This is a genomic window from Gammaproteobacteria bacterium (assembly GCA_029880545.1).
Classification (GTDB): Bacteria; Pseudomonadota; Gammaproteobacteria; order Acidiferrobacterales; family SZUA-150; genus JAOUOD01.
The window spans coordinates 1-22,073 of sequence record JAOUOD010000012.1 but is presented as its reverse complement, the minus strand read 5'-3'; the positions used below and the strand labels follow the sequence as shown (position 1 = coordinate 22,073).

Here is a 22,073-nt window from a genome sequence, read left to right as displayed (position 1 = left end):
CAACAGGCTGGCAGTTTGATATGGCACTACTTCAAATCAGCGAACCGGGAGAATCTACCGCGCCTCATGAGCATCGGCTGGCGGCAGGAATTGATCTTGGCACCACGCATTCTCTTGTGGCCAGCGTGCGCAGTGGCGCAGCCGATATTCTGCCTGGCGCAGACGGCAGCCGTATTCTGCCGTCCGTGGTACGTTATTCAGACCAGGCAGTGATTGTTGGCGCCGAGGCACTGAAAAATGCCCACGAAGATCCGCTTAATACCATAATCTCGGTGAAGCGGTTCATGGGTCGCGGTGCCGACGACATAGCCGCTGATGACCATCACTACCGCATAATCAACAGCGATAACAGCGGCGTGCCCCGTATACAGACCTGCCAGGGCGATAAAAGCGCCGTCGAAATCTCGGCCGAGATTCTTCGTGTATTGCGCTCCCGGGCGGAGGCTACCCTGGGAGGGGAGTTGACCGGTGCCGTGATCACGGTTCCCGCGTATTTCGATGATGCACAGCGACAGGCTACCAAGGATGCGGCGCGACTGGCCGGGCTTCATGTTTTACGCTTGCTGAATGAACCGACGGCAGCCGCCGTAGCCTACGGGTTGGACAAAAATCCTACCGGAACCTACGCCATTTATGACCTGGGTGGCGGTACATTTGATATCTCCATTCTCAGTCTCGAGAGCGGTGTATTCCAGGTTATGGCCACGGCCGGTGATTCCGCCCTCGGGGGCGATGATATGGATCTGAAAATTGCCTACTGGATCATGGGGCAGGCCGGACTGGAGCAGAAACCGGGAGCCGGTGACTGGCGCCAGATTGTCATGGCTTCGCGGCGAGCCAAGGAAGCTTTGACAGATAACGAGCAAACCAGCATCGCTATCAAGTTGTCAGCAGGGTCGGCCTGGCAGGGAGAGTTTTCGCGCCAGCAATTCAACGACCTGGTAGATCCTTTAATTGATAAAACGATCATGCCTTGCAGACGGGCCTTGCGCGATGCCGGTTTGACCGTGGACACCATAGATGGCGTCGTGCTGGTGGGCGGGTCAACAAGGGTGCCGCGCGTACGCGAACGGGTTCTGGAATTTTTCGGGCAGGAAGCCCTGTCGGATATCAATCCGGACGAGGTCGTAGCCATAGGTGCTGCACTCCAGGCCGATGTTTTGGCCGGCAACAAGCCCGATGGTGAAATGCTGTTGCTTGATGTGATTCCGTTGTCTTTAGGCATTGAAATTATGGGCGGCATGGTCGAACGCATTGTGCCGCGTAACTCGACAATCCCCATTGCCCGGGCCCAGGAGTTCACCACGTACAAGGACGGCCAGACCGCCATGGCAATTCATGTCTTGCAGGGTGAGCGTGAACTGGTCCAGGATTGCCGTTCTCTCGCCCGTTTTGAGTTGCGTGGTATCCCGCCGATGGCGGCTGGCGCAGCCCGAATTCGAGTGACCTACCAGGTGGATGCTGATGGCCTGCTCAATGTTTCGGCGCGGGAAGAAATCAGCGGCGTCAGCGCCGAGATCGAGGTCAAGCCATCTTACGGGTTGAGCGACGGTGAGATTGAGCGCATGTTACGTGATTCTATTGAACATGCCCGGGAAGATATGGATGCGCGCAACCTGCAGGAGCAGCGCGTGGATGCCGACCGCCTGCTGGAAGCATTGCACGCGGCCCTGGCTCAGGATGGTGACGCCTTGCTCGACACATTGGAACGTGTACGTATTGACGAAGCCATGAGTAATCTTTCCAGGGCCCGCGACGGGCAAGATCTGGATTGGATAAAACAAGCTGTCGACGAGTTGGACAAAGCATCATCAGAATTCGCTGCACGGCGCATGGATGCCGGTATCCGGGCTGCACTGAGGGGCCATACACTGGAAGAAATCGGCGACTTGTCGTCCGCTGCCAAAAAAGAGTAGTTATGCCTAAAATTACGTTTTTACCCCACGACGAAAGTTGCCCCGAAGGCATGGTTATCGATGCTGTGCCCGGTACAACCATTTGCAATGCCGCGCTCGAAAACGGCATCAAGATTGAGCACGCCTGCGAGAAAGCCTGTGCCTGTACGACCTGTCATGTCATCGTTCGCAAGGGGTTCGCAAGCCTCGATGATGCCACGGAAAAAGAGGAGGACTTACTCGACAAGGCCTGGGGTCTGGAGCCGGAGTCGCGCCTGAGTTGCCAGGCCTGCGTGGGCGAGGAAGACCTTGTGATTGAAATTCCCAAGTACACCATTAACCAGGTGTCGGAATCCCATTAACTATTCAGGCCGGGTGATGTCGTCCGGATTAAAGGAGGGAGCATGGGTTTGAAGTGGACAGACAGTCGTGAAATTGCCATTGAGTTATGCGAGGCGCACCCGGACGTGAACCCGATGACCGTCCGGTTTACCGAGTTGCGGGACTGGGTAATGGCCCTCGACGATTTTGATGATGACCCCAACCATACTGGCGAAAAAATTCTCGAGGCGATCCAGATGATGTGGCTCGAGGAAATCGACGACTGATTGCCCCCTCGGCCCGCCGAGGTGAGGCGCACCCCTGCAGCCTGGCTGCCAAATCGGCAATCTTTTCTGAAATTTCATGGATTTAGCCCGATACTCGTTGTCTACCCCCCACTGAAACGCTAAACTAGCGCGCAACTTCCAGGGGCAAAAATTGGTTTTTTTGCCCCGATTTTTCAATCAGTTAGCTCCCTTCCGGGATGGGCTGGCGCGGAACAACGCATGACAGACTGTATGAGCAACGACACGGCACCAAAGACAAATTTGCTTGGATTGAATCGCCAGGGCATGCGTGATTTTTTTGTTGCCATGGGCGACAAGCAGTTTCGTGGTGACCAGGTGTTTCAGTGGATTCATCAGCACGGTGTCGGCAATTTCCAGGCCATGAGCAATATTGGCAAGGTGTTGCAGTCGCGCCTGGCGGACGAGGCCGAGATTGGTTTGCCCGAGATTATTGCCGACCACACTGCCGGTGATGGTACGCGCAAATGGTTGTTACGGCTGGCCGACGGCAATGCCATTGAAACCGTGTTTATTCCTGAGAAACAGCGCGGAACCCTGTGTGTGTCTTCGCAAGCAGGTTGTGCGCTTAACTGCAGTTTTTGTTCCACCGCCAAGCAGGGATTTAATCGTAATCTGACAACAGCAGAAATTGTTGCCCAGGTGTGGCTGGCCAATCACATGCTCGGCAAGGGCACAGCCGAGCGCTGGCCAGTAACCAATGTTGTCATGATGGGTATGGGCGAACCGCTGTTGAACCTGGATAACGTTATACCGGCCTTGCAGATCATGCTGGACGACTGGGGTTATGGCTTGTCCCGTCGACGTGTAACCGTAAGCACGTCAGGCGTGGTTCCGGAGCTGGAGCGTCTCAAGCGTGAAGCGCCTGTGGCGCTGGCAATTTCCCTGCATGCGCCGCATGATACATTGCGCGACGAACTGGTGCCGATTAACAAAAAGTATCCGATCCGACAACTGGTCGACGCGTGCAAGGAATATCTCAGGAATCAGCCGCGCCAGAGGGTGACCGTGGAGTACGTTATGCTCGACGGCGTTAATGATTCAGTGAAAGATGCCAGGGCATTGATTAACTGTCTTCAGGGGCTGCCGTCAAAGGTCAACCTGATTCCCTTTAACCCATTTCCCCAGACCCGGTATCGTCGATCACCGGATGAAGTCATTCTCAGGTTTCAGGATCGGCTGATGGCATCAGGCCTGATGACCACTCTGCGCAAGACGCGTGGCGATGATATTGATGCGGCCTGCGGTCAGTTGGCTGGTCGTATCCAGGACCGCACAAGAAGATCGGCAAGAATGAAACAGGCTGGCGCAGACCCGGCGGTAGCAAACCAGTAATAAATGGCGGGGATGGTATGAACATAGTCGGAATTCTTGTTATTGCCCTGGTCGTTTCTGCCTGCGCTTCCACAGCGGAAGATGAAGCGGAAGTCAGGACACTCAAGCTGGTCAATACCAATGTGCAACTGGCTGTTGAGTATATGCAGCGTGGACAACTTGAGTATGCCAAGGAAAACGTGGAACGCGCACTGGCGCTTGATCGGGATAATTCCAATGCAAACCATATCGCCGCACTGCTGTGGATACGCCTCAAGGATATGGATAAGGCCGAAAGTTATTTCGAGCGGGCTGTAAAACTGGATCCGAAAAACTCCGAGGCTGAGAATAATTTTGGTGTATTCGTGTGCGGCCGTGGCCGCTACCTGGATGCGATAAAGCACTTTGATGCAGCCCTGCTGAATCCGCTCTACAAGACACCCGAGGCAGCTGCCGAGAATGCAGGCCTGTGCCTGATGAAGGCACACAGGGCATCGCGGGCTGAAACCTATTTTCGCAAGGCGCTGAACTACCAGCCGCGTTCTGGCAAGGCATTACTGGGTCTGGCCAAGGTCAGTTATACCAGGGGCCGCATGCTGTCTGCGCGTGGTTTCTTGCAACGGTATTTTGCAGCCGCCAAGGACACGCCGGAAGCACTGTTGCTGGCGGTGAAAGTTGAAAGGGCGCTGGGAGCCAAGGATCAGCAGGCATCTTATGAGTTGAGACTGAAGGGCAAGTTCCCTGATTCCAGGGAAGCGCAGGAAATCCGGTGACTGGAACAAGTGGCTGTATAATGTCAGCGGTCTGAAACTATTGAAAACACACTTGGTATTGATGAGAAATGGAACAACATAACGATTATCAGGTTGACACCACAGAGCCGGGAGCAAGCCTGGCGGCGGGCAGGGAGAAGGCCGGGATGAGCCGTGAGCAGGTTGCAGATCGCTTGCACTTGTCAACGAAGCAGATCGAGGCCCTGGAGATCAATGATTGGAAGGGTTTGCCCGAAGCACCCTATGTGCGTGGCTACATCCGCAATTATGCGCTGCTGGTTGGAATTGATGACAGGCCATTGGTTGATGCATTCAAGGCGCAGCAGGCTAAAGAAAAAAAGCAGGCTGAACCGGTTCAGGCGGCAGTGAAGGCCGGCGCCGTGGCCACCAGTCAGCAACAGATGATGACGATTGGTGCTGTTGTTGCGGTTATTGCTATTGTGCTGGTGATTTTCCTGTTTAATGGTTCTGATGAAAGAAGGCCGGCACAGCCGGTAGTGGCGCCAACAATTTCAGAGCGCCTGGGAAATACGGATACTGTTGAGCCAGGCCAATCACCTTTATCGGACGCAGACGGCAGCGTTGTTGATACCGGTGCAGTCACTGACCAGGCAGATGCAAATCCGGTATTACCTCTTGACCCGGCTATTGTTCCGCAAACCGCCCCGGTAGTGCCACAGCCGAAACCGGCAGAGCCAATGGCGCAGGTTGCTCCGAACGCTCAGCAAGTTACGCCGACGCTCCAGCAAAAAGCTGAAACCGCTGCGTCCCAGGCGCAGAGTGCAGTACCCGGTTCAGCGCAATTGGTGTTCTCTCTGGACGCTGATTCATGGCTTGATGTGCGCGATAACAGCGGCAAACGTCTCGTTTATGAAACAGTCTCCGGTGGGCGAGTGATTTCATTGAATGGTGAAGCGCCGTTCAATGTATTTATTGGAAACGCGGTGGCAGTCAGGCTTGTCTATAACGGCAAGGACTTTGATATTGCACCGCATCGCCGGGGCATGATTGCCCGGTTTACGCTTAACTAACGGGAGTTTTGTACGTGTCGGCCTATACCCCTGAGCCAGTAAAACGACGCAAGACCCGCCAGATACTTGTGGGCAAGATTGCGGTTGGTGGTGATGCACCAATAAGTGTGCAGAGTATGACCAATACCGACACTGAGGATATTGCGGCCACGGTGGCGCAGATCCAGGCACTGGCAGCTGCCGGTGCAGACATTGTGCGTGTGTCCGTGCCCAGCATGGATGCGGCCGAGGCATTTGGCCGCATTCGCGAGCAGGTTGATACGGCGCTGGTCGCTGATATCCATTTTGATTACCGGATCGCACTTAGAGTGGCCGAGCTCGGCGTGGATTGCCTGCGCATCAATCCGGGCAATATTGGCAAGGAAGAGCGTATACGTGCGGTTGTTGATTGCGCAAAGGACAAGGGAATACCAATCAGGATTGGCGTGAATGCCGGTTCGCTTGAAAAGGATTTGCAGGAAAAATACGGTGAGCCAACCCCGGATGCATTGGTCGAGTCTGCCATGCGCCACGTGGATATTCTCGACAAGCTTGATTTTCAGAATTTCAAGATCAGCGTCAAGGCGTCTGATGTGTTCATGACGGTGGAAACCTATCGCAAGCTGGCCGGCCAGATCGACCAGCCGTTTCATTTGGGTATTACCGAGGCCGGTGGATTTCGCTCTGGTACTGTCAAGTCGGCCATTGGTCTGGGTATGCTGCTGGCTGAGGGTATTGGCGATACATTGCGCGTATCGCTTGCAGCGGACCCGGTTCAGGAGGTAAAGGTCGGGTTTGATATTCTGAAGAGCCTGCACCTGCGTAAGCGCGGGATCAATTTTATAGCCTGCCCAACCTGCTCAAGAAAACGGTTTGATGTAATCGGGACTGTCAATGCGCTGGAAGAGCGGCTGGAAGATATCCAGGATTCCATTGATGTTGCCGTAATTGGCTGTGTAGTAAACGGGCCGGGAGAAGCAAAAAAGGCGCAGATCGGTATTACCGGCGGTACACCGAATCTTTTGTATATAAATGGCGTTGCCGACAAGAAAGTAACGGACGAGATGTTGATTGATGAGCTTGAGCGCGAGATTCGCCATTACATAAAGAACAGGGTCAATACCATTCCCGTGTCCACAATCAAGCAAGCGGGTTGAGAGAGATATCGTGAGCAAATCAGTCCAGGCCATTCGTGGCATGAATGACCTGTTGCCGGAAGAGGCGGCAATCTGGCAGTTTGTAGAACAGGTGGCACGCGATACCGTGCATGCCTACGGTTATCGCGAAATACGTTTTCCCATCGCCGAAAAAACCGAATTGTTCAGTCGATCCATCGGTGACGCCACCGATATTGTCGAGAAGGAGATGTATACTTTCGAGGATCGTAGTGGTGACAGCCTGAGTCTGCGTCCCGAAGGTACGGCCAGTGTTGTTCGGGCCGGTATCGAGCACGGCCTGCTTTATAACCAGGTACAGCGGTTCTGGTATATCGGCCCCATGTTCCGGCATGAGCGTCCGCAAAAAGGCCGTTACCGGCAATTTTACCAGATTGGTGTCGAAGCATTCGGTATGCCCGGCCCCGACGTGGATGCCGAGTTGATTATGCTGCTGGCGCGGTTTTTCCGGGTACTCGGGCTTGATGGCCTGACGCTGGAAATCAACTCGCTTGGTACACCGGAAGCGCGCAAAGTCTATCGCCAAAAGCTGGTGGAATACTTCGAGTGCCACAGGGATGCCCTTGATGAAGACAGCTTGCGCCGGCTTGACAAGAATCCGCTGCGCATCCTGGACAGCAAGGATGCGCAGACACGGGCGATTGTGGCTGATGCACCGTTGCTCTCGGATCATCTGGATGATGAATCACGTGAACATTTTACACGACTGACGCGTTACCTTGATGATGCGGGTATCGGCTACGCAGTAAATCCGCGGCTGGTACGAGGCCTAGATTATTATTCGCGAACGGTTTTTGAGTGGACAACGGATAAGCTGGGCGCGCAGAGCGCCGTGTGTGCCGGTGGCCGCTATGATGGTCTGGTCGAGCACCTGGGCGGCAAGGCAACGCCGGGAATCGGGTTTGCCATGGGTATTGAGAGACTAGTGGAGTTGCTCAAGCTTGCCGACACACCCAGGGCAGACATCAAGCCTCATGTGTACATTGCCATGCTTGGTGAACTGGCTGAAAAAGAAGGCATGAAACTGGCAGAATTATTGCGCGATGCCGGATTCAGGACACAGTTAAACTGTGGCGGCGGTGGTTTGAAAGGACAGATGAAAAAGGCTGATCGAAGCGAAGCACGATTTGCCATGATTCTCGGGGAGGAAGAGGTGAATCGTGGCGTGGTTGCACTGAAAGACCTTCGAATCAACGGCGAACAGGAGGTAATTGCAGTTGACGCAATCACCGATGAGCTTGAAAAACGAATAAAACCATTACTGGAAAATTGAGGCAGGGCAGGAACCATGTCATTGAACATAGATCATACAGAAGAAGAGCAGGTCGAAGCGTTAAAACGCTGGTGGAAGAATTATGGACCATCGATCGTGGTGGGTGTTGTGCTGGGCGGCTCCCTGATTGCCGGCAACAAGTGGTGGCAATCTCACAAGCTGGAACAAGCCGAATCCGGTTCTGCGGTCTATGCCCAGGTACTCAGGGCTTATGAATCAAGAGATATAAACCGGGCACGCGATCTTGCTGCAGATCTGGTTTCGAAACATTCCGGCAGTGCCTACAGTGATCTCGCCAACCTGTTACTTGCCCGAATTGCCTTTGATGCCGGCGAAAAGGACAAGGCAGCAGGGCATCTGGAGGCGGCCATGAATTCTACGTATGACAATGGTGTCAAGAATGCAGCACGACTTCGCCTGGCAAGGGTTCTGGAAGCCGGTGGTGATACCGATAAGGCGCTTGCTGTCATTGCAGATGCAACCGGGATTAGCGGGTTTGAAGCCGATTATGCCGAGTTGCGGGGAGACCTGATGTTGTCCAGGGGTGACCGGGGAGCGGCGCGTGCCGCATACACAGAGGCAGTGAAACATGCATCGTCAAATCCTGAATACATGCGCATCGTGAAGATGAAGCTTGCAAACCTGGGAGCGAACTAAGATGTCCTTCGGTCGCAAGTACGGTTTCATTGGAGTGATCGCGTTACTGTTGTCACAAGTCGCCTGTTCGTTCAGCACCAGCAATATGGAAGATCCCTCAGAACTGGTTAACCTTGATGCATCAGTTCGCATAAGTGAGACGTGGCGCAGATTTTTCAGTGTTGATGTTGACCGGTCTACCAGCATCCAGCCGGCTATAACCGACAGCGCTGTGTTTACTGTTGATGCGGACGGTGACCTGGCTGCGTACGAAAGATCCCGCGGCGACAGAATATGGGCCAGAGATATCGGCATGGGAATTACTGCCGGCCTTGGCCTGGGCGAGTCCCTGATGTTTGCTGTAACATCTGATGGCGAGGTGATTGCGCTATCCAGGCAAGATGGCAGCATTGTCTGGAAGCAGGCTGTTAACAGCGAGGTTCTGGCGGCACCGGTTGTCGAATCCGGGCAGGTTATTGTTCAGACAGTCGATGGTAAGTTGATTGCGCTTAGTGAAAAAACGGGTGCGCGGAACTGGATTTACCAGCGCAGTGAACCGGCTCTGAGTGTGCGTGGCACCAGTACTCCGATTGTTTTTCAGGGCGTTGTTGTGACCGGCTTTGGCGGCGGTATGCTGGTAGCGGTAAAGCTTGATAGCGGAAGATTGCTGTGGGAGCGCCCGGTTTCCTATCCCAAGGGTCGTAACCAGGTACAGCGCCTTGCTGATGTTGATGCGCCACCACTGGTTGCCGGTATCAGGATGTTTGCCGTGAATTACCAGGGTAAGCTGGTAGCGCTGAATATGCGTAATGGACGAGAAAGCTGGTCCAAATCCGTATCAAGTGTGCAAGCCATGTCGGCTGACAAGATAAATGTATACGTATCTGATGAACACGGCGTTGTCCGTGCGTATGACCAGGAGTCAGGTGCTGTAGTCTGGGTACAGGAAAAACTGCGGGGACGGCGCCTGACCGGTCCCGCTGTAGCCGGCAATTATATAGTTGCCGGGGACTATGATGGATACACGCATTGGCTGGACAGTCGTGATGGCAGCCTGGTCGCGCGACATCGCGTCGGTGTCAGCGCTATTGTCAATCAGCCGATAACATCGAATGACCTGTTGTTTGTCAGCAACACTGATGGAGACCTTGCGGCTATTCGCTGGCATTGAGTATAGCCAGCTGTTGTCGCAACACCAGAATGAAACCCGTTATAGTTCTTTTGGGTCGGCCCAATGTCGGGAAATCGACCCTGTTCAACCGGCTGACACGTGCGCGCGACGCCCTGGTCGCGGATGCTCCAGGTCTTACGCGCGACCGGCAATATGGCACCGGTCAGCAGGCGGGGCATGAATTTATTGTTGTTGATACGGGCGGAATTGTTGATCCTGAAGTGACATCGCTTTCGGAGCACCAGGGAGCAATCGCCGATATCGTCTCGGGCCAGGCTTTGCAGGCAATCGAAGAGGCTGACGTGGTTTTCTTTATTGTCGACGGGCGTGAAGGCCAGAGTCCACTCGACAAGGAAATTGCGCAGGTGTTGCGAACGCGCAACGTGCCGGTAGTGCTGGTTGCCAACAAGACTGAAGGACTAAATCCAGCTGAAGTTGCGGCGGATTTCTTTGAGCTGGGTTTTGGTGAGGCGGTCACCATTTCTGCTTCCCATGGACATCGTGTACGTCAGCTCGTCGAGTATGCCCTGGAAGAAGTGATCGACCAGTCCCTGTTCGAAACACAGGAAGATGAGAGTGAGATCGAAGGGCCTTGTATAGCAGTCGTCGGCAGGCCCAATGTCGGCAAATCCACACTTGTGAACGCCTTGCTCGGTGAGGAGCGCGTTGTTGTTTTTGATCAGCCCGGCACGACGCGGGACAGCATTTTTATACCATTCAGGCACAACGATGAACCGTATACCTTGGTGGATACAGCCGGGGTTCGTCGTCGTGGAAAAATCGACGATGTGCTCGAAAAATTTTCGGTAATCAAGACACTGAAAGCGATTGATACAGCCAATATAGTTGTGCTTGTAATAGATGGCAGTGAAGGGGTTACCGAGCAGGACGCGTCGCTGGCCGGCTACATACTGGAGCGCGGTCGAGCAGTTGTCGTTATTGTTAATAAATGGGACAAGGTGAAATCCGAGGATCGCCAGGATATCAAGGATGAAATGCTTCGGCGAATGCCGTTTATGTCATTTGCCAAGTCACATTATGTATCGGCATTGAAGAAGCAGGGGCTTGGGCCACTGTTCAAATCCATAAACCAGGCCTATACGGCCGCAATGCAGAGCATAGGCACTTCAGCTATAAATACTGTATTGTCCAGGGCGGTGGAAAAAACTCCGCCACCGATGGTCAGGGGTCGGAGAATCAAGCTCAAATTCGGGCACCAGGGAGGAAAGAATCCACCAACTTTTGTCATTCACGGAAACCAGGTGGACGCCCTGCCGGAGCACTATCGACGGTACCTCGTCAATACATTCAGGGAGGCATTCAAACTGCTGGGTACGCCGCTGAGAATTGAATTAAGGCAAGGAAAGAATCCGTTTGAAGGCAGAAAGCCGAGCAAGGCCGAACAGGAAAAGCGCGCAAAAAAACGGCGCAGCCAAAAACGAAGGATTCGATAAAACGATGATTATAAACAATAAAAAATCCATCGAATATGGTATACACTAGCGCTGGTATACACTATATAGAATGAAGACAAAGCGACGTTAGTCGAGACATGTAACACACCCACAGCCGGACAAAACGATAATAAATACATGAGCGGATATCACCCAAGCGCCTTGCCGCGTGGTCATCACCTGGCGGAATACGAGATTGAAAGCAATCTCGGCCAGGGCGGCTTTGGCATGACCTACCTTGCCCGGGATACATCGCTTGGTTCATTGGTGGCCATCAAGGAGTATCTTCCTCATCAACTGGCTGCTCGTGCGTCGGGTAAAACCCAGATTGTCCCCAACCTGGACTCACGTGAAGCAGTAAAGGATTATCAGTGGGGCCTGAAACGCTTTCTTGCCGAAGCCCAGGCGCTTGCCAGGTTCAAGCATCCCAATATTGTCCGGGTATTGCGATTCATGGAAGCCAATGGCACCGCGTACATGGTCATGGAGTACGAAAAAGGCCAGAGTCTTGGTGATTATCTCAAGCAGCACAACAATCGCCTGGATGAAAATGATCTGATACGTATCTACCTGCCGATACTTAATGGACTGGATGCGGTACACCAGGCGGGGTTGCTGCATCTCGATATCAAGCCGGACAATATCTACCTGCGCCAGGATGGCTCGCCGATGCTGATAGATTTTGGTTCGGCCAGGCAGTCAATGAGCTCACATGGATTGGAGAAAGTGGTGCTGACCCCAGGTTATGCTCCCGCGGAACAATATCCCGGACAGGGTGAACAGGGTCCGTGGACCGATATTTACGCGTTGGGCGCGAGCATGTATCGATGTATACGCGGAAAGCGACCGGCCAGCGGTCTCGAGCGTTACCAGACCATATTAAAGTTACAGGTGGACCCGCTGACGCCGGCGGTCAAGTTTGGAGAGGGTCGTTACCAGAAGCGCATACTAGAATGTATCGACTGGGCGATGCGGGCGTATCCTACCGATCGCCCGAAGTCCGCGCGAGCGCTACAGGATGCCATGCTTGGCAGGGGAAGGCCGATTGCGAACCCGGCTTTGCAGGTGCAAAGCAAGGAAGAGTTCAAGGAAAAGACAAGGCAAATCAAGATTTCATCGCGAAAAGGTTCCGGCGCAAGCTCGTCCAGAAAGCTGTTGTATTTTGTGCTGTTCCTGGTTGCCGCAGCGTACGCTGTATATTACTTCTGGCCGCAGCTTGTTCAACAGTGGCCTGAGCTTCGTATCGTCGAGCAGTGGCTGTACAAGGCCGGGTTGTATGATATTGATATTCCGCGACCGGATTTTCGCGAGTGGCTGCACAAGCTGAAGAAGATGATTTCCGATCTCGGCGCACTGCTGAACCGGTTCTGACAGATAAATTCATTGCTGTCGAGCTATTGTCATAACAGCAATGCCGGATCTATTTTCTCCTGGTTCAGGTATACGCTCCAATGGAGGTGTGGCCCGGTCACTCTGCCGGTGGCACCCACTTCTCCGACTCTCTCGCCGGTTTTGATGTTTTGCCCCTCCCGGACCAGGGCGCGATGCAAATGGGCATAGGTTGATATCAGGCCCTGGCCGTGATCTATAAAGACTATGTTGCCGCTGAAAAAATAGTTGGCCACACGAATTACCTTGCCATCCAGGGGCGCCCGAATGACGGCCTTGTTGCCTGCTGCAATATCCAGCCCGGTATGCGGACTTCGTTCCTGACCATTGAAAAACCGCCTTAACCCGAAGCGGCTGCTCAGTCGACCATTGGCCGGGCGCTTCATTTTCAATGTTGATGGTTGCAGTTCACTGAACGCTGACAACGTTTCTGTAATTTCCTGCTTTTCCTTGAGAATGCGCTTGATGTCATTCTTGTCTGGTTCAACGTAACGCTTCTGTTTGACCTTGAGATATTGCGCAGGGTATTTCTTTGGTGTAACGGTAAACGCGTAATCCAGTTTTTGATCACCAGTTGTTATCGCCGATATACGGTGCTCGCCCGGTTCGGTCTTCAGTCCTATGCCGACCACGGCATACCAGGCATTGTTCTCCTTGATAACCAGCAGAGGCTTGTTACCAAAAAATGCCTTTGGGCGCGAATCCCCGGAGCCATCGAGTTTGATTGATACCAAGCCACCGGGGAACGGATGATTACCGGGAAGAACGGTATTGCCCTGTGCCATCGAGACCAATGGCACAAGTAACAGAACAGGAGCAATAAATCGGCAGAGATGTAACATCATGACGGATCAGGCTTGGTGCTGTCTGTTGAAATAACGGAACTGGTAATGCGGCCACCGGCAAGGCGGTTTTCGATAATATCGCCGGTTTGCACTTGTTCCGGTCGACGAATGATTGCACCGGTTTCGGGCGCCACGGCGAGGCTGTAGCCGCGTTCAAGGGTTGCCAGAGGACTGATGCCGTGGAGCAGCCTGGCCCGGCTGGCAAGACGATTTTCGGCGCGCTCGAGGTGATGCCGAACTGCCGAAACCAGTTTTGATGTGACGGCCTGACCACGAACGCGCAGCTGTGGCAAACGTGATGCCGGGGATTGGCTACCGAAACGGCCCTGCAACCGACTTAGTTGCAGGTTTCTCTGTTGAAGTGTGGAACGCATGGATGACATGATTTTTTCGTGGTGTTGCTGGAGTTTTTGCCGAAGTTGTTCGAGCCTGGTTTCCGGGTGAATCAGCCGGTGCGCGAGATGATCCAGCGTTTGTTGCAGGTGTCCCAGCCTGTATTCCATCTGTCGGGTCAGTCGCATCATCTGCCTGTCCAGACCCCGGGTCAGGTCAAGTCGACTGGGGCTCAACATTTCGGCAGCAGCTGTAGGCGTGGGTGCCCGAACGTCGGCGACAAAATCGGCAATGGTGACATCCGTTTCGTGGCCAATAGCGCTGACAATGGGGATGGGGCATTCGGCCAGTGCCCGAACAACGGCTTCGTCATTAAATGACCACAAGTCCTCGAGTGATCCGCCACCACGACCGATAATCAAAACATCGCAATCCCGGCGTAATGTCGCCGCACGTATGGCCGCCAGTAATTGTGGCACAGACTCGTCGCCCTGAACGGCAACCGGGAACAACCTGATCGGGATGGCCGGAAACCGTCGACCGAGCGTGGTAATAATGTCGTGAATGACGGCCCCTGTAGGAGAGGTAATGACGCCAATTCGTTCGGGCATTGTCGGCAGGGGGCGTTTTCTCGCCGGTTCAAACAAGCCTTCGGCCTTGAGCGTGGCCACGAGTTTGTTGAAGGCCTGTTGAAGCTGGCCTTCACCCGCTGCCTCAACCATGTCGACAATGAGTTGGAATTCGCCGCGACCCTCGTAAAGGCTGACCCTGGCGCGCAGCCTGACCTGGCCACCGTTGCGCATTACTACTCGCTGGTTTCGTGCGCGACCGCGGAACAGGGCGCAACGGACCTGGGAACCGTCGTCTTTGAGAGTGAAGTAAAGGTGTCCGGACGCTGGCTGGACCAGGTTGGATATTTCGCCCTCCACCCAGATCGCCGGGAAACTGGCTTCCAGCAGGGCGCGAGCCTCCCGGGTGAGACGGCTTACACTGTAGATCTCCGGGCCGCCTTGGCCCAGCAATTGATCGAGATTGGTATGTGACATTCGATTTACTGCCAGATTATCGCGGCTAACGAGTATATCCTGCAGGTGCCCATAAAAAAGCCGGGCATTGGCCCGGCTTTTCGGTGCTGCGCTACAGCATTAACCAGAATCCAAATTCAGTACTAGTTAAAGTTGGGTCCTGCGCCGGCGTTGTCCTTTGCCTGCTGTTGCGCCAGCTTGGCCTCGCTCAACGCTTTTTTGGCCAGCTTGTTGGCTTTTTCGTTGTCGCCGTCGGCTTGTGCCTTCTTGGCGCCTTCGAGGTGTTTCTCGGTATCACGCCACAGGTAGTTCATTTTCTTGGCTACCTTGATTTCGTTTTCTGCTTCTGCAATGACAGTACTCGGGTCAGGGGAGGTTGCACAACCTCCCAAGGCAAGCATGGCAGCGGCGAGAATCAATGACTTTTTCATTGGGTGTAATCCTCCTAAGATGGTGTCACGGCTAGTTTTAGTTTGAATAGTATCGATCTAGTGAAAAGACACTAAATTACTCAGAGGACGCAGTCAACCGGTGGATTATTCCATTGTTGCCGCTCGGGACGCCGTTTGACAGAATTTTGGGCAGGGTATTTACGGCCCCCCGGGTACCTCTGTATAATAGGCTATGCGAGTAATACAAGAAGCCCTGACGTTTGACGACGTCCTACTAGTACCGGCACATTCCGACGTCCTTCCCCGAGATGTGTCCCTTAAAACCCAACTTACCCGTGATATTTCCCTGAATATCCCATTGGTTTCTGCGGCCATGGATACGGTTACCGAGGCGCGTGCAGCCATCTGTATGGCCCAGGAAGGCGGTATGGGAATTATTCACAAAAACATGACTGCCGAGCAGCAGGCTGACCAGGTTCGGCGAGTCAAGAAATATGAGGCCGGCGTCATCAGCAACCCGATTACGACTCGCCCTGATGCGACAATTCGGGATGTGTTGGAGTTGACCCAGGCCAATAATATTTCGGGAGTACCAGTAACCGACGGCGATAACCTGGTCGGTATTGTGACTCATCGCGACCTGCGCTTTGCCAACCGGTTTGATGAACCGGTGGCCAATATCATGACTCCGAAAGATCGCCTGGTGACGGTGCGCGAAGGCGCTTCCCGCCAGGAGGTTCTTGGTCTGCTGCACCAGCACCGTATAGAAAAAGTTCTGGTGGTAGATGGCAATTTTGGCCTGAAAGGCATGATTACGGTCAAAGACATCCAGAAATCCAGCGAATTCCCCAGCGCGGCAAAGGATAGTCAAGGCCGGTTGCTGGTGGGCGCAGCGGTAGGCGTGGGTGCCGGCACCGAAGAACGCGTGCAAGCACTGGTAGAAGCCAATGTCGATGTCATCGTGGTAGATACGGCTCATGGCCATTCCCAGGGCGTGTTGGACCGCGTTGCCTGGGTGAAAAAGAATTATCCTGGCGTACAGGTGATTGGCGGCAATATTGCTACTGCCGCAGCAGCCAAGGCGCTGGCCGAAGCCGGCGCGGATGCAGTCAAGGTCGGTATCGGTCCCGGATCTATTTGTACCACGCGTATCGTTGCCGGTGTCGGTGTCCCACAGATTAGCGCTGTCGCAAACGTGGCACAGGCCCTGGCGGGTACCGGTATCCCGCTGATCGCAGACGGTGGTATTCGTTATTCGGGCGATATGGCCAAGGCGATTGCGGCGGGAGCGTACTCCATCATGGTCGGCAGCTTGATGGCGGGCACAGAAGAAGCGCCTGGTGAAGTCGAGCTTTTCCAGGGTCGCTCATACAAAAGCTACCGCGGCATGGGATCATTGGGCGCCATGTCCGAAGGATCCAGTGATCGCTATTTTCAGGATGGCACCAAGAGCCCGGACAAGCTGGTACCAGAAGGTGTTGAAGGACGCGTGCCCTACAAGGGTCCGATGTCCAATATTATTCACCAGATGATGGGAGGTTTGCGTTCCAGCATGGGCTATACAGGTTGTCCGGATCTCGAAACCATGCGTAACAAGGCCGAGTTTGTGCGTATCACCGGTGCGGGCATGGCGGAAAGCCATGTGCACGACGTCACCATTACCAAGGAAGCGCCAAACTATCAGCGTTAGTTGCCGGGTAATTCGGACATTGTTGGTATGCGAGGCACCCGTACACAGGTCGACTGTGTACGGGTGTTTTGTTTAGTGATACGACAAAATCAGATCATAAAAACTTGAACAGGTATTCCGGAATACAGCTATGACCAATCCACATGAACAGCGTGTACTGATTCTTGATTTTGGTTCGCAATACACACAGCTGATCGCGCGTCGTGTGCGTGAAGCCGGTGTCTATTGTGAAATACATCCTTACGATATGGCTGATGACGCCATTACTGCATTCAAGCCCAGGGGTATCGTGCTTTCAGGTGGGCCGGAGTCGGTCACTCTGGAGCAAACGCCGCGTGCACCAGCCATGGTATTTGAAATGGGGCTGCCGGTTCTGGGTATTTGTTATGGCATGCAGACCATGGCGGCACAACTGGGTGGCAAGGTCAGTGGTTCGGAAAAGAAGGAATACGGTTACGCACAGGTTTCCTTGCTTGAGCCGTCTGCACTGCTGCAAGGAATCGTTGACAGCTATGGCAAGGATGACAGGCCGATGCTTGATGTCTGGATGAGTCATGGTGATCGTGTCGACGAAATGCCGAACGGGTTTGTTGCTATTGCCGGAACCGGTAATGCTCCGCTTGCGGCTATTGCCGATGAAGGGCGCAAGTTTTACGGATTGCAGTTTCATCCCGAAGTCACGCACACCCTCCAGGGCAAGGAAATTATCGAACGTTTTGTTCACGAGATATGTGGGTGCGACAGCCTGTGGACGCCGGGCAACATTATTGACGATATTGTTGAAACTGTTCGCCGGGATGTTGGCGATGAAGAAATCATACTCGGCCTGTCCGGCGGCGTTGATTCGTCAGTAGTGGCGGCACTTCTGCACAAGGCTATTGGCGACCAGCTTACCTGTATTTTTGTTGATAACGGCCTGCTGCGTCTCCATGAGGGTGACCAGGTAATGGAAACCTTTGCCGAGCATATGGGCGTCAAGGTGATTCGTGTGGATGCCGAGGATCGATTCCTCGACAAGCTAAAGGGAGTTGCTGATCCTGAGGCAAAGCGCAAGATTATAGGCAACCTTTTCATCGACATCTTCGAGGAAGAGGCAGCGAAGATCAGTAATGGCCAGTGGCTTGCGCAGGGTACAATCTACCCGGATGTTATCGAGTCTGCACAGATCAAGAATGGCAAGGCTCACGTAATCAAATCGCACCATAATGTCGGTGGCCTGCCTGAACACATGAAACTCAAGCTGCTTGAACCCTTGCGTGAGCTATTCAAGGATGAAGTGCGCAGGCTTGGTGATGCACTGGGTTTGCCTCATAAAATGGTTTATCGCCATCCGTTTCCCGGGCCGGGTCTCGGTGTGCGTATCCTCGGTGAAGTCAAAAAGGAATACGCCGATATTCTTCGCCAGGCTGATGCCATCTATATGGAAGAACTGTATCGTCATGACCTCTATGACAAGACCAGCCAGGCATTCACCGTGTTCTTGCCTGTAAAGTCGGTCGGAGTCGTCGGCGATGCGCGAGCATACGAATACGTTGTTGCCATACGTGCGGTCGAAACGATTGATTTCATGACTGCAAACTGGGCCCACATTCCCTATGCTGTGCTCAGCACAATTTCCAATCGAATAATCAACGAGGTTCGCGGTATCAGTCGCGTGGTTTATGATATCTCCGGCAAGCCTCCGGCAACCATAGAATGGGAGTGATCCGGGTCGCCCATGTCCGTAGCAACGATTGACGACGAAGCATGGATGCGTCATGCGCTGGGACTTGCACAACATGCTCGGGACCAGGAAGAGGTACCGGTAGGCGCCGTGCTGGTAATGGACAATCAATTGGTCGCCGAAGGCTGGAACCAGCCGATCAGGTTACGCGACCCAACCGCACACGCTGAAATTATTGCTCTGCGAGAGGCGGCCAGGTCGCTGGATAACTATCGCCTTGCCGGTACCACGCTGTATGTCACGCTGGAGCCATGCCCCATGTGTGCCGGTGCGCTGGTGCATGCGCGTGTGGACAGGGTTGTATTTGGCGCCAAGGATCCGCGCGCCGGCGCCGGTGGCAGTATCATGAATCTGCTTGATCACCAGCAATTGAACCATCGCATTACAATTTCGTCCGGCGTGCTCGCCAATGAGTCTGCCGTATTGTTACAGGAATTCTTTCGCCTCCGTCGCTAGTCCTGGGCCGACTGCGTTCTGTCAGATTGCCGGTGCCCGCAGTTGTATCGCCTTGTTTTGATCGCTGTTCTGCTGTTCTTCGTCTATCTTTACCAGTGCTTCGTAATAGTTTCGAATACGATTGACAAACTGAACCGGCTCAACACCTCGAGCGTAACCGTGGGTGGTGGTCTTGTGGTACTTCTGGTGTGACAGTAGTGGCAACCGTTGCTGGACATCGCTCCATTTGTCCGGATTGCCGCCCAGGCGCTCGGTGAGTACGCGCGCATCTTCCACGTGACCGAATCCGACATTGTAGGCAGCCAGTGCAAGCCATACGCGATCCGGTTCGGGAATATGGGTCGGAATGCGGTCAATCAGCTTGCGTATGTATCGCGCGCCGCCCTCAATGGCCTGCTCAGGGTCGAGCCGGTTGGCTACGCCAACTTCGCGCGCCGTGTCCCGGGTCAGCATCATGATCCCGCGTACGCCGGTATACGAAACCGATTGCGGACTCCAGAATGATTCCTGGTAACTGATGGAAGCCAGCAGGCGCCAGTCCAGGTTATGCCTGGCGCCGGCTTTTTCAAAAAGATCCTGGTAGTTTGGCAGGCGATTTTCAATGCGAAGATGAAATACGGTCATGTTGACCGGGTTTGATCGCAACGCTGCTCCATAGTAGCGTTCAAGCAAGCGAGCGAGATCGCCACTCTTGCTGTAAGCGTTGATGAAATTTGTCGCCGCCTCAACCAGGCTGCCATCAGTGTGAAGCTGAAATGCCCACGCCAGCCTCTCGGCGGTGCTGATATCCATTGCCGAGCGGAGATCGGGGTAGTGGCGGCGATTGAGCCGGTAGATGTGTGAATCAGTAATGGTATATTCCAGCAGGCCATCGGAAACCAGGCTGATCAATTCTTCAGTATCCTTGTCCGGGCTTTCGGTCCAGCTCAATTTGGAATATCTGGATTTCAAATGTTGCAGACTGCGTGCGTAGCGGGAGTTTGCCGGAACCTCAATATGCTTGCCATTCAGCAGATCAACGGATGTAGGCTGCTGGGTGCCGATACGGTAAATCAGTTTTTGTTTGACGGTTTGATATGACGGGGCAAACTGGACCAGTTGTTCGAGTTCCTTGCTCCTGGCAAGCCCGGCGGCAGCCATGTTGGCATTTCCGGTTACCAGGCTGTCTATGACCTCAGATTCATTTTCTGCGATCACGAATCTGGCGTTGATCCCCAACTCCCTGGCAAAGGCCTGGACAAGATCATGTTCAAGCCCGGCCGCGCCTTCGGCAGCCTCGTAGTAGGTAGTGGCGCTGTTGCGTGTGACGACGACAATTTCGCCGCTGGCCTGAATTTGTTTGAGCAGGGTCGGAGGTTCCTGCGGGGTGCAGGAACCCAGGAGTACCGTCAAGAGCAGGAGGGCGCGCTGCGTCATGCCGGCACAGTTCCTGGCAATAATTGTCTGTATCCCTGCATTATCAACCCCTCCCGTTTCCAGTATAACCGCTTCAAACAGATTATGAATAAACGCAGCTGTCTTGGGCAAAAGGTTTCCTGTGCTAGACTTCCGCGCATACCTGTCTACCAGCCATACAGAAAGGTCATACGTGTCAGAAAGCGAATGGTTTCGCCAGTGTGTACCGATATGCAGCCTCGGAGAGGCAAACTTTCAGGTCTTGCTCGAGGAAGTTGCAATCCTGGAACTGGGGAAAAACGACCTGCTGTTCAAGGAAGGCGATGCTGATTCGGCATCAATTTTTCTGCTGGAAGGGGTGGTAGAGCTCACGTCACGGGCAAACAAGGCGGTGCGAACCATTGAATCCGGTTCTGAAACTGCCCGGTATGCCATCGCCCAGCTCAAGCCTCGGCAATTTACAGGTAAGGCCCTCAGTACGGTAAAAATTGCCTCCGTCGACAGCCTGGCTCTCGACCGGATACTGGCAATGAACCAGATGAGCGACAGCGAAGCGTATTCGGGTGACGGTATCGAGGTATCGGAAGTCAGCGGCGATTTTGACTCCGAATGGATGATTGAGTTGATGCGTCGTGATACGTTTCAGCAGCTTCCCGCCGAACATTTTACCGAGGTTTTCAGCCGTTTCGAGGAATGCGAGGTTGATTCCGGCGAGGCGGTCATCCGGCAAGGTGAGCCGGGTGATTATTACTACATTATCCGCGAAGGCAGCTTTAGTGTCTCCCGGAAGAGTGCCGACGGGAAAATTCATGTATTGGCCAAGTTGGTACCGGGAGACGTGTTCGGCGAAGAGGCGTTGATATCCAATGCCCCGCGAAATGCCAGTGTGATCGCCATGGAGAACTGTCGCGTAATGCGTTTGGCCAAGTCGGATTTCGATGAACTGCTGAAGCCGTCGCTGACCAAGATGGCGAGCCACGCTGAATCCGAGCAGTTGTTGAAAAAAGGCGCCGGCCTGATTGACGTGCGGACCGAGGACGAATTCGCCCAAGGAGCCTTGAAGGTGGCCAAAAATATCCCGCTGTATCGTTTGCGACGAGTCCTGTCGGGACTGGATCCTGGGCGAAAGTATGTTTTGTGCTGCCAGACTGGCCTCAGAAGCAGCGTAGCTGCCTTTCTCATGAGCCAGCGGGGCTACGAGGTATATGTCCTTCAGGGTGGGTTGCAAAGCCTGAGAAAAGCTGCCGGTAGTTGATTCCCCGATCCCGGCTTCGCTTTTGGCTTGATATTGCCTCGGCGGTTGGTTTACCCTAGCGCGCCCCGTTGACAGGGCGGGAACCCGGAGAGATGGCCGAGCGGTTGAAGGCGCACGCCTGGAACGCGTGTATACGGAAACGTATCGAGGGTTCGAATCCCTCTCTCTCCGCCAGACCAAATAAAAAAGACCCCCTTGCGGGGTCTTTTTTATTTGATTGGTGATGTGTGCAGGTATTCGAAC

Annotated in this window: 20 protein-coding genes and 1 tRNA gene; 17 read left to right on the top strand and 4 right to left on the bottom strand. The window is 53.9% G+C overall.

What is annotated here, in order from left to right:
* The first annotated feature begins 20 nt into the window (after positions 1–20).
* The 12 genes from hscA (at position 21) to OEZ10_12610 (ending at position 12,698) form a co-directional block, all read left to right on the top strand.
* The gene (gene hscA, locus OEZ10_12665; protein ID MDH5633832.1) at positions 21–1,916 is read left to right on the top strand and encodes a Fe-S protein assembly chaperone HscA; all 1,896 of its coding nucleotides are present in this window, start codon (positions 21–23) and stop codon (positions 1,914–1,916) included.
* A 2-nt stretch (positions 1,917–1,918) separates the two neighbouring features.
* The gene (fdx, locus tag OEZ10_12660) at positions 1,919–2,257 is read left to right on the top strand and encodes an ISC system 2Fe-2S type ferredoxin (protein ID MDH5633831.1); all 339 of its coding nucleotides are present in this window, start codon (positions 1,919–1,921) and stop codon (positions 2,255–2,257) included.
* 42 nt (positions 2,258–2,299) lie between these two features.
* The gene (iscX, locus tag OEZ10_12655; protein MDH5633830.1) at positions 2,300–2,503 is read left to right on the top strand and encodes a Fe-S cluster assembly protein IscX; all 204 of its coding nucleotides are present in this window, start codon (positions 2,300–2,302) and stop codon (positions 2,501–2,503) included.
* Between the two features lie 231 nt (positions 2,504–2,734).
* Complete coding sequence (gene rlmN / locus OEZ10_12650; GenBank protein MDH5633829.1) at positions 2,735–3,856, top strand: 23S rRNA (adenine(2503)-C(2))-methyltransferase RlmN; 1,122 nt, start codon at positions 2,735–2,737, stop codon at positions 3,854–3,856.
* A gap of 17 nt (positions 3,857–3,873) precedes the next feature.
* Positions 3,874–4,608, top strand: coding sequence for a type IV pilus biogenesis/stability protein PilW (gene pilW, locus OEZ10_12645; GenBank protein ID MDH5633828.1), 735 nt, complete (start codon positions 3,874–3,876; stop codon positions 4,606–4,608).
* Between the two features lie 68 nt (positions 4,609–4,676).
* Positions 4,677–5,639: a DUF4115 domain-containing protein gene (locus OEZ10_12640; GenBank protein MDH5633827.1), complete on the top strand. Its 963-nt coding sequence runs from the start codon at positions 4,677–4,679 to the stop codon at positions 5,637–5,639.
* 14 nt (positions 5,640–5,653) lie between these two features.
* Entirely contained in the window at positions 5,654–6,775 is a 1,122-nt protein-coding gene (ispG, locus tag OEZ10_12635; protein MDH5633826.1) for a flavodoxin-dependent (E)-4-hydroxy-3-methylbut-2-enyl-diphosphate synthase, read from the top strand.
* 10 nt (positions 6,776–6,785) lie between these two features.
* On the top strand, positions 6,786–8,066 hold the full coding sequence (gene hisS / locus OEZ10_12630; GenBank protein MDH5633825.1) for a histidine--tRNA ligase: 1,281 nt from the start codon (positions 6,786–6,788) through the stop codon (positions 8,064–8,066).
* Positions 8,067–8,081: 15 nt separating this feature from the next.
* Positions 8,082–8,723 (top strand): tetratricopeptide repeat protein, encoded by a 642-nt coding sequence (locus OEZ10_12625; GenBank protein MDH5633824.1) that lies wholly within the window; start codon positions 8,082–8,084, stop codon positions 8,721–8,723.
* 1 nt (position 8,724) lies between these two features.
* Positions 8,725–9,873 carry an outer membrane protein assembly factor BamB gene (gene bamB / locus OEZ10_12620; GenBank protein MDH5633823.1) on the top strand — a complete coding sequence of 383 codons (1,149 nt, stop codon included), beginning with the start codon at positions 8,725–8,727 and terminating at the stop codon, positions 9,871–9,873.
* Between the two features lie 29 nt (positions 9,874–9,902).
* Positions 9,903–11,327, top strand: a complete 1,425-nt coding sequence (gene der, locus OEZ10_12615; protein MDH5633822.1) for a ribosome biogenesis GTPase Der — start codon at positions 9,903–9,905, stop codon at positions 11,325–11,327.
* A 138-nt stretch (positions 11,328–11,465) separates the two neighbouring features.
* The gene (locus OEZ10_12610) at positions 11,466–12,698 is read left to right on the top strand and encodes a serine/threonine protein kinase (GenBank protein ID MDH5633821.1); all 1,233 of its coding nucleotides are present in this window, start codon (positions 11,466–11,468) and stop codon (positions 12,696–12,698) included.
* Between the two features lie 29 nt (positions 12,699–12,727).
* Here the strand turns inward: OEZ10_12610 and OEZ10_12605 are convergent, their stop codons facing one another.
* The 3 genes from OEZ10_12605 to OEZ10_12595 form a co-directional block, all read right to left on the bottom strand.
* Positions 12,728–13,561 carry a peptidoglycan DD-metalloendopeptidase family protein gene (locus OEZ10_12605; protein MDH5633820.1) on the bottom strand — a complete coding sequence of 278 codons (834 nt, stop codon included), beginning with the start codon at positions 13,559–13,561 and terminating at the stop codon, positions 12,728–12,730.
* Positions 13,558–14,940 carry an exodeoxyribonuclease VII large subunit gene (gene xseA / locus OEZ10_12600; GenBank protein ID MDH5633819.1) on the bottom strand — a complete coding sequence of 461 codons (1,383 nt, stop codon included), beginning with the start codon at positions 14,938–14,940 and terminating at the stop codon, positions 13,558–13,560. Before xseA ends, OEZ10_12605 begins: the two co-directional genes overlap by 4 nt.
* 122 nt (positions 14,941–15,062) lie before the next feature.
* Entirely contained in the window at positions 15,063–15,350 is a 288-nt protein-coding gene (locus OEZ10_12595; GenBank protein MDH5633818.1) for a SoxXA-binding protein, read from the bottom strand.
* A 193-nt stretch (positions 15,351–15,543) separates the two neighbouring features.
* Between OEZ10_12595 and guaB the strand changes: the two genes are divergently transcribed.
* From guaB to tadA, 3 genes are all read left to right on the top strand, one after another.
* Positions 15,544–17,001, top strand: a complete 1,458-nt coding sequence (guaB, locus tag OEZ10_12590) for an IMP dehydrogenase (GenBank protein MDH5633817.1) — start codon at positions 15,544–15,546, stop codon at positions 16,999–17,001.
* 130 nt (positions 17,002–17,131) lie between these two features.
* Positions 17,132–18,706: a glutamine-hydrolyzing GMP synthase gene (gene guaA / locus OEZ10_12585; GenBank protein ID MDH5633816.1), complete on the top strand. Its 1,575-nt coding sequence runs from the start codon at positions 17,132–17,134 to the stop codon at positions 18,704–18,706.
* Between the two features lie 12 nt (positions 18,707–18,718).
* Positions 18,719–19,180 carry a tRNA adenosine(34) deaminase TadA gene (gene tadA / locus OEZ10_12580; protein ID MDH5633815.1) on the top strand — a complete coding sequence of 154 codons (462 nt, stop codon included), beginning with the start codon at positions 18,719–18,721 and terminating at the stop codon, positions 19,178–19,180.
* A gap of 21 nt (positions 19,181–19,201) precedes the next feature.
* Here tadA and mltF read toward each other — a convergent pair whose 3' ends face one another.
* Positions 19,202–20,596 (bottom strand): membrane-bound lytic murein transglycosylase MltF, encoded by a 1,395-nt coding sequence (gene mltF, locus OEZ10_12575; protein ID MDH5633814.1) that lies wholly within the window; start codon positions 20,594–20,596, stop codon positions 19,202–19,204.
* A gap of 172 nt (positions 20,597–20,768) precedes the next feature.
* On the opposite strand from mltF, the gene OEZ10_12570 reads away from it, so the two are divergent.
* Positions 20,769–21,830, top strand: coding sequence for a cyclic nucleotide-binding domain-containing protein (locus OEZ10_12570; GenBank protein ID MDH5633813.1), 1,062 nt, complete (start codon positions 20,769–20,771; stop codon positions 21,828–21,830).
* Between the two features lie 86 nt (positions 21,831–21,916).
* Positions 21,917–22,004: transfer RNA gene (locus tag OEZ10_12565), tRNA-Ser, on the top strand.
* Positions 22,005–22,073: the final 69 nt, after the last annotated feature.

What these genes read in the sequence shown, in the direction of transcription:
- hscA (MDH5633832.1), top strand. Translation starts at nt 21, where the DNA reads ATGGCACTACTTCAAATCAGCGAACCGGGAGAATCTACCGCGCCTCAT.
- OEZ10_12610 (MDH5633821.1), top strand. Translation starts at nt 11,466, where the DNA reads ATGAGCGGATATCACCCAAGCGCCTTGCCGCGTGGTCATCACCTGGCG.
- guaB (MDH5633817.1), top strand. Translation starts at nt 15,544, where the DNA reads ATGCGAGTAATACAAGAAGCCCTGACGTTTGACGACGTCCTACTAGTA.
- OEZ10_12605 (MDH5633820.1), bottom strand. Translation starts at nt 13,561, where the DNA reads ATGATGTTACATCTCTGCCGATTTATTGCTCCTGTTCTGTTACTTGTG.
- OEZ10_12595 (MDH5633818.1), bottom strand. Translation starts at nt 15,350, where the DNA reads ATGAAAAAGTCATTGATTCTCGCCGCTGCCATGCTTGCCTTGGGAGGT.
- bamB (MDH5633823.1), top strand. Translation starts at nt 8,725, where the DNA reads ATGTCCTTCGGTCGCAAGTACGGTTTCATTGGAGTGATCGCGTTACTG.
- guaA (MDH5633816.1), top strand. Translation starts at nt 17,132, where the DNA reads ATGACCAATCCACATGAACAGCGTGTACTGATTCTTGATTTTGGTTCG.
- pilW (MDH5633828.1), top strand. Translation starts at nt 3,874, where the DNA reads ATGAACATAGTCGGAATTCTTGTTATTGCCCTGGTCGTTTCTGCCTGC.
- xseA (MDH5633819.1), bottom strand. Translation starts at nt 14,940, where the DNA reads ATGTCACATACCAATCTCGATCAATTGCTGGGCCAAGGCGGCCCGGAG.
- rlmN (MDH5633829.1), top strand. Translation starts at nt 2,735, where the DNA reads ATGAGCAACGACACGGCACCAAAGACAAATTTGCTTGGATTGAATCGC.
- OEZ10_12625 (MDH5633824.1), top strand. Translation starts at nt 8,082, where the DNA reads ATGTCATTGAACATAGATCATACAGAAGAAGAGCAGGTCGAAGCGTTA.
- der (MDH5633822.1), top strand. Translation starts at nt 9,903, where the DNA reads ATGAAACCCGTTATAGTTCTTTTGGGTCGGCCCAATGTCGGGAAATCG.
- iscX (MDH5633830.1), top strand. Translation starts at nt 2,300, where the DNA reads ATGGGTTTGAAGTGGACAGACAGTCGTGAAATTGCCATTGAGTTATGC.
- mltF (MDH5633814.1), bottom strand. Translation starts at nt 20,596, where the DNA reads ATGACGCAGCGCGCCCTCCTGCTCTTGACGGTACTCCTGGGTTCCTGC.
- OEZ10_12640 (MDH5633827.1), top strand. Translation starts at nt 4,677, where the DNA reads ATGGAACAACATAACGATTATCAGGTTGACACCACAGAGCCGGGAGCA.
- tadA (MDH5633815.1), top strand. Translation starts at nt 18,719, where the DNA reads ATGTCCGTAGCAACGATTGACGACGAAGCATGGATGCGTCATGCGCTG.
- fdx (MDH5633831.1), top strand. Translation starts at nt 1,919, where the DNA reads ATGCCTAAAATTACGTTTTTACCCCACGACGAAAGTTGCCCCGAAGGC.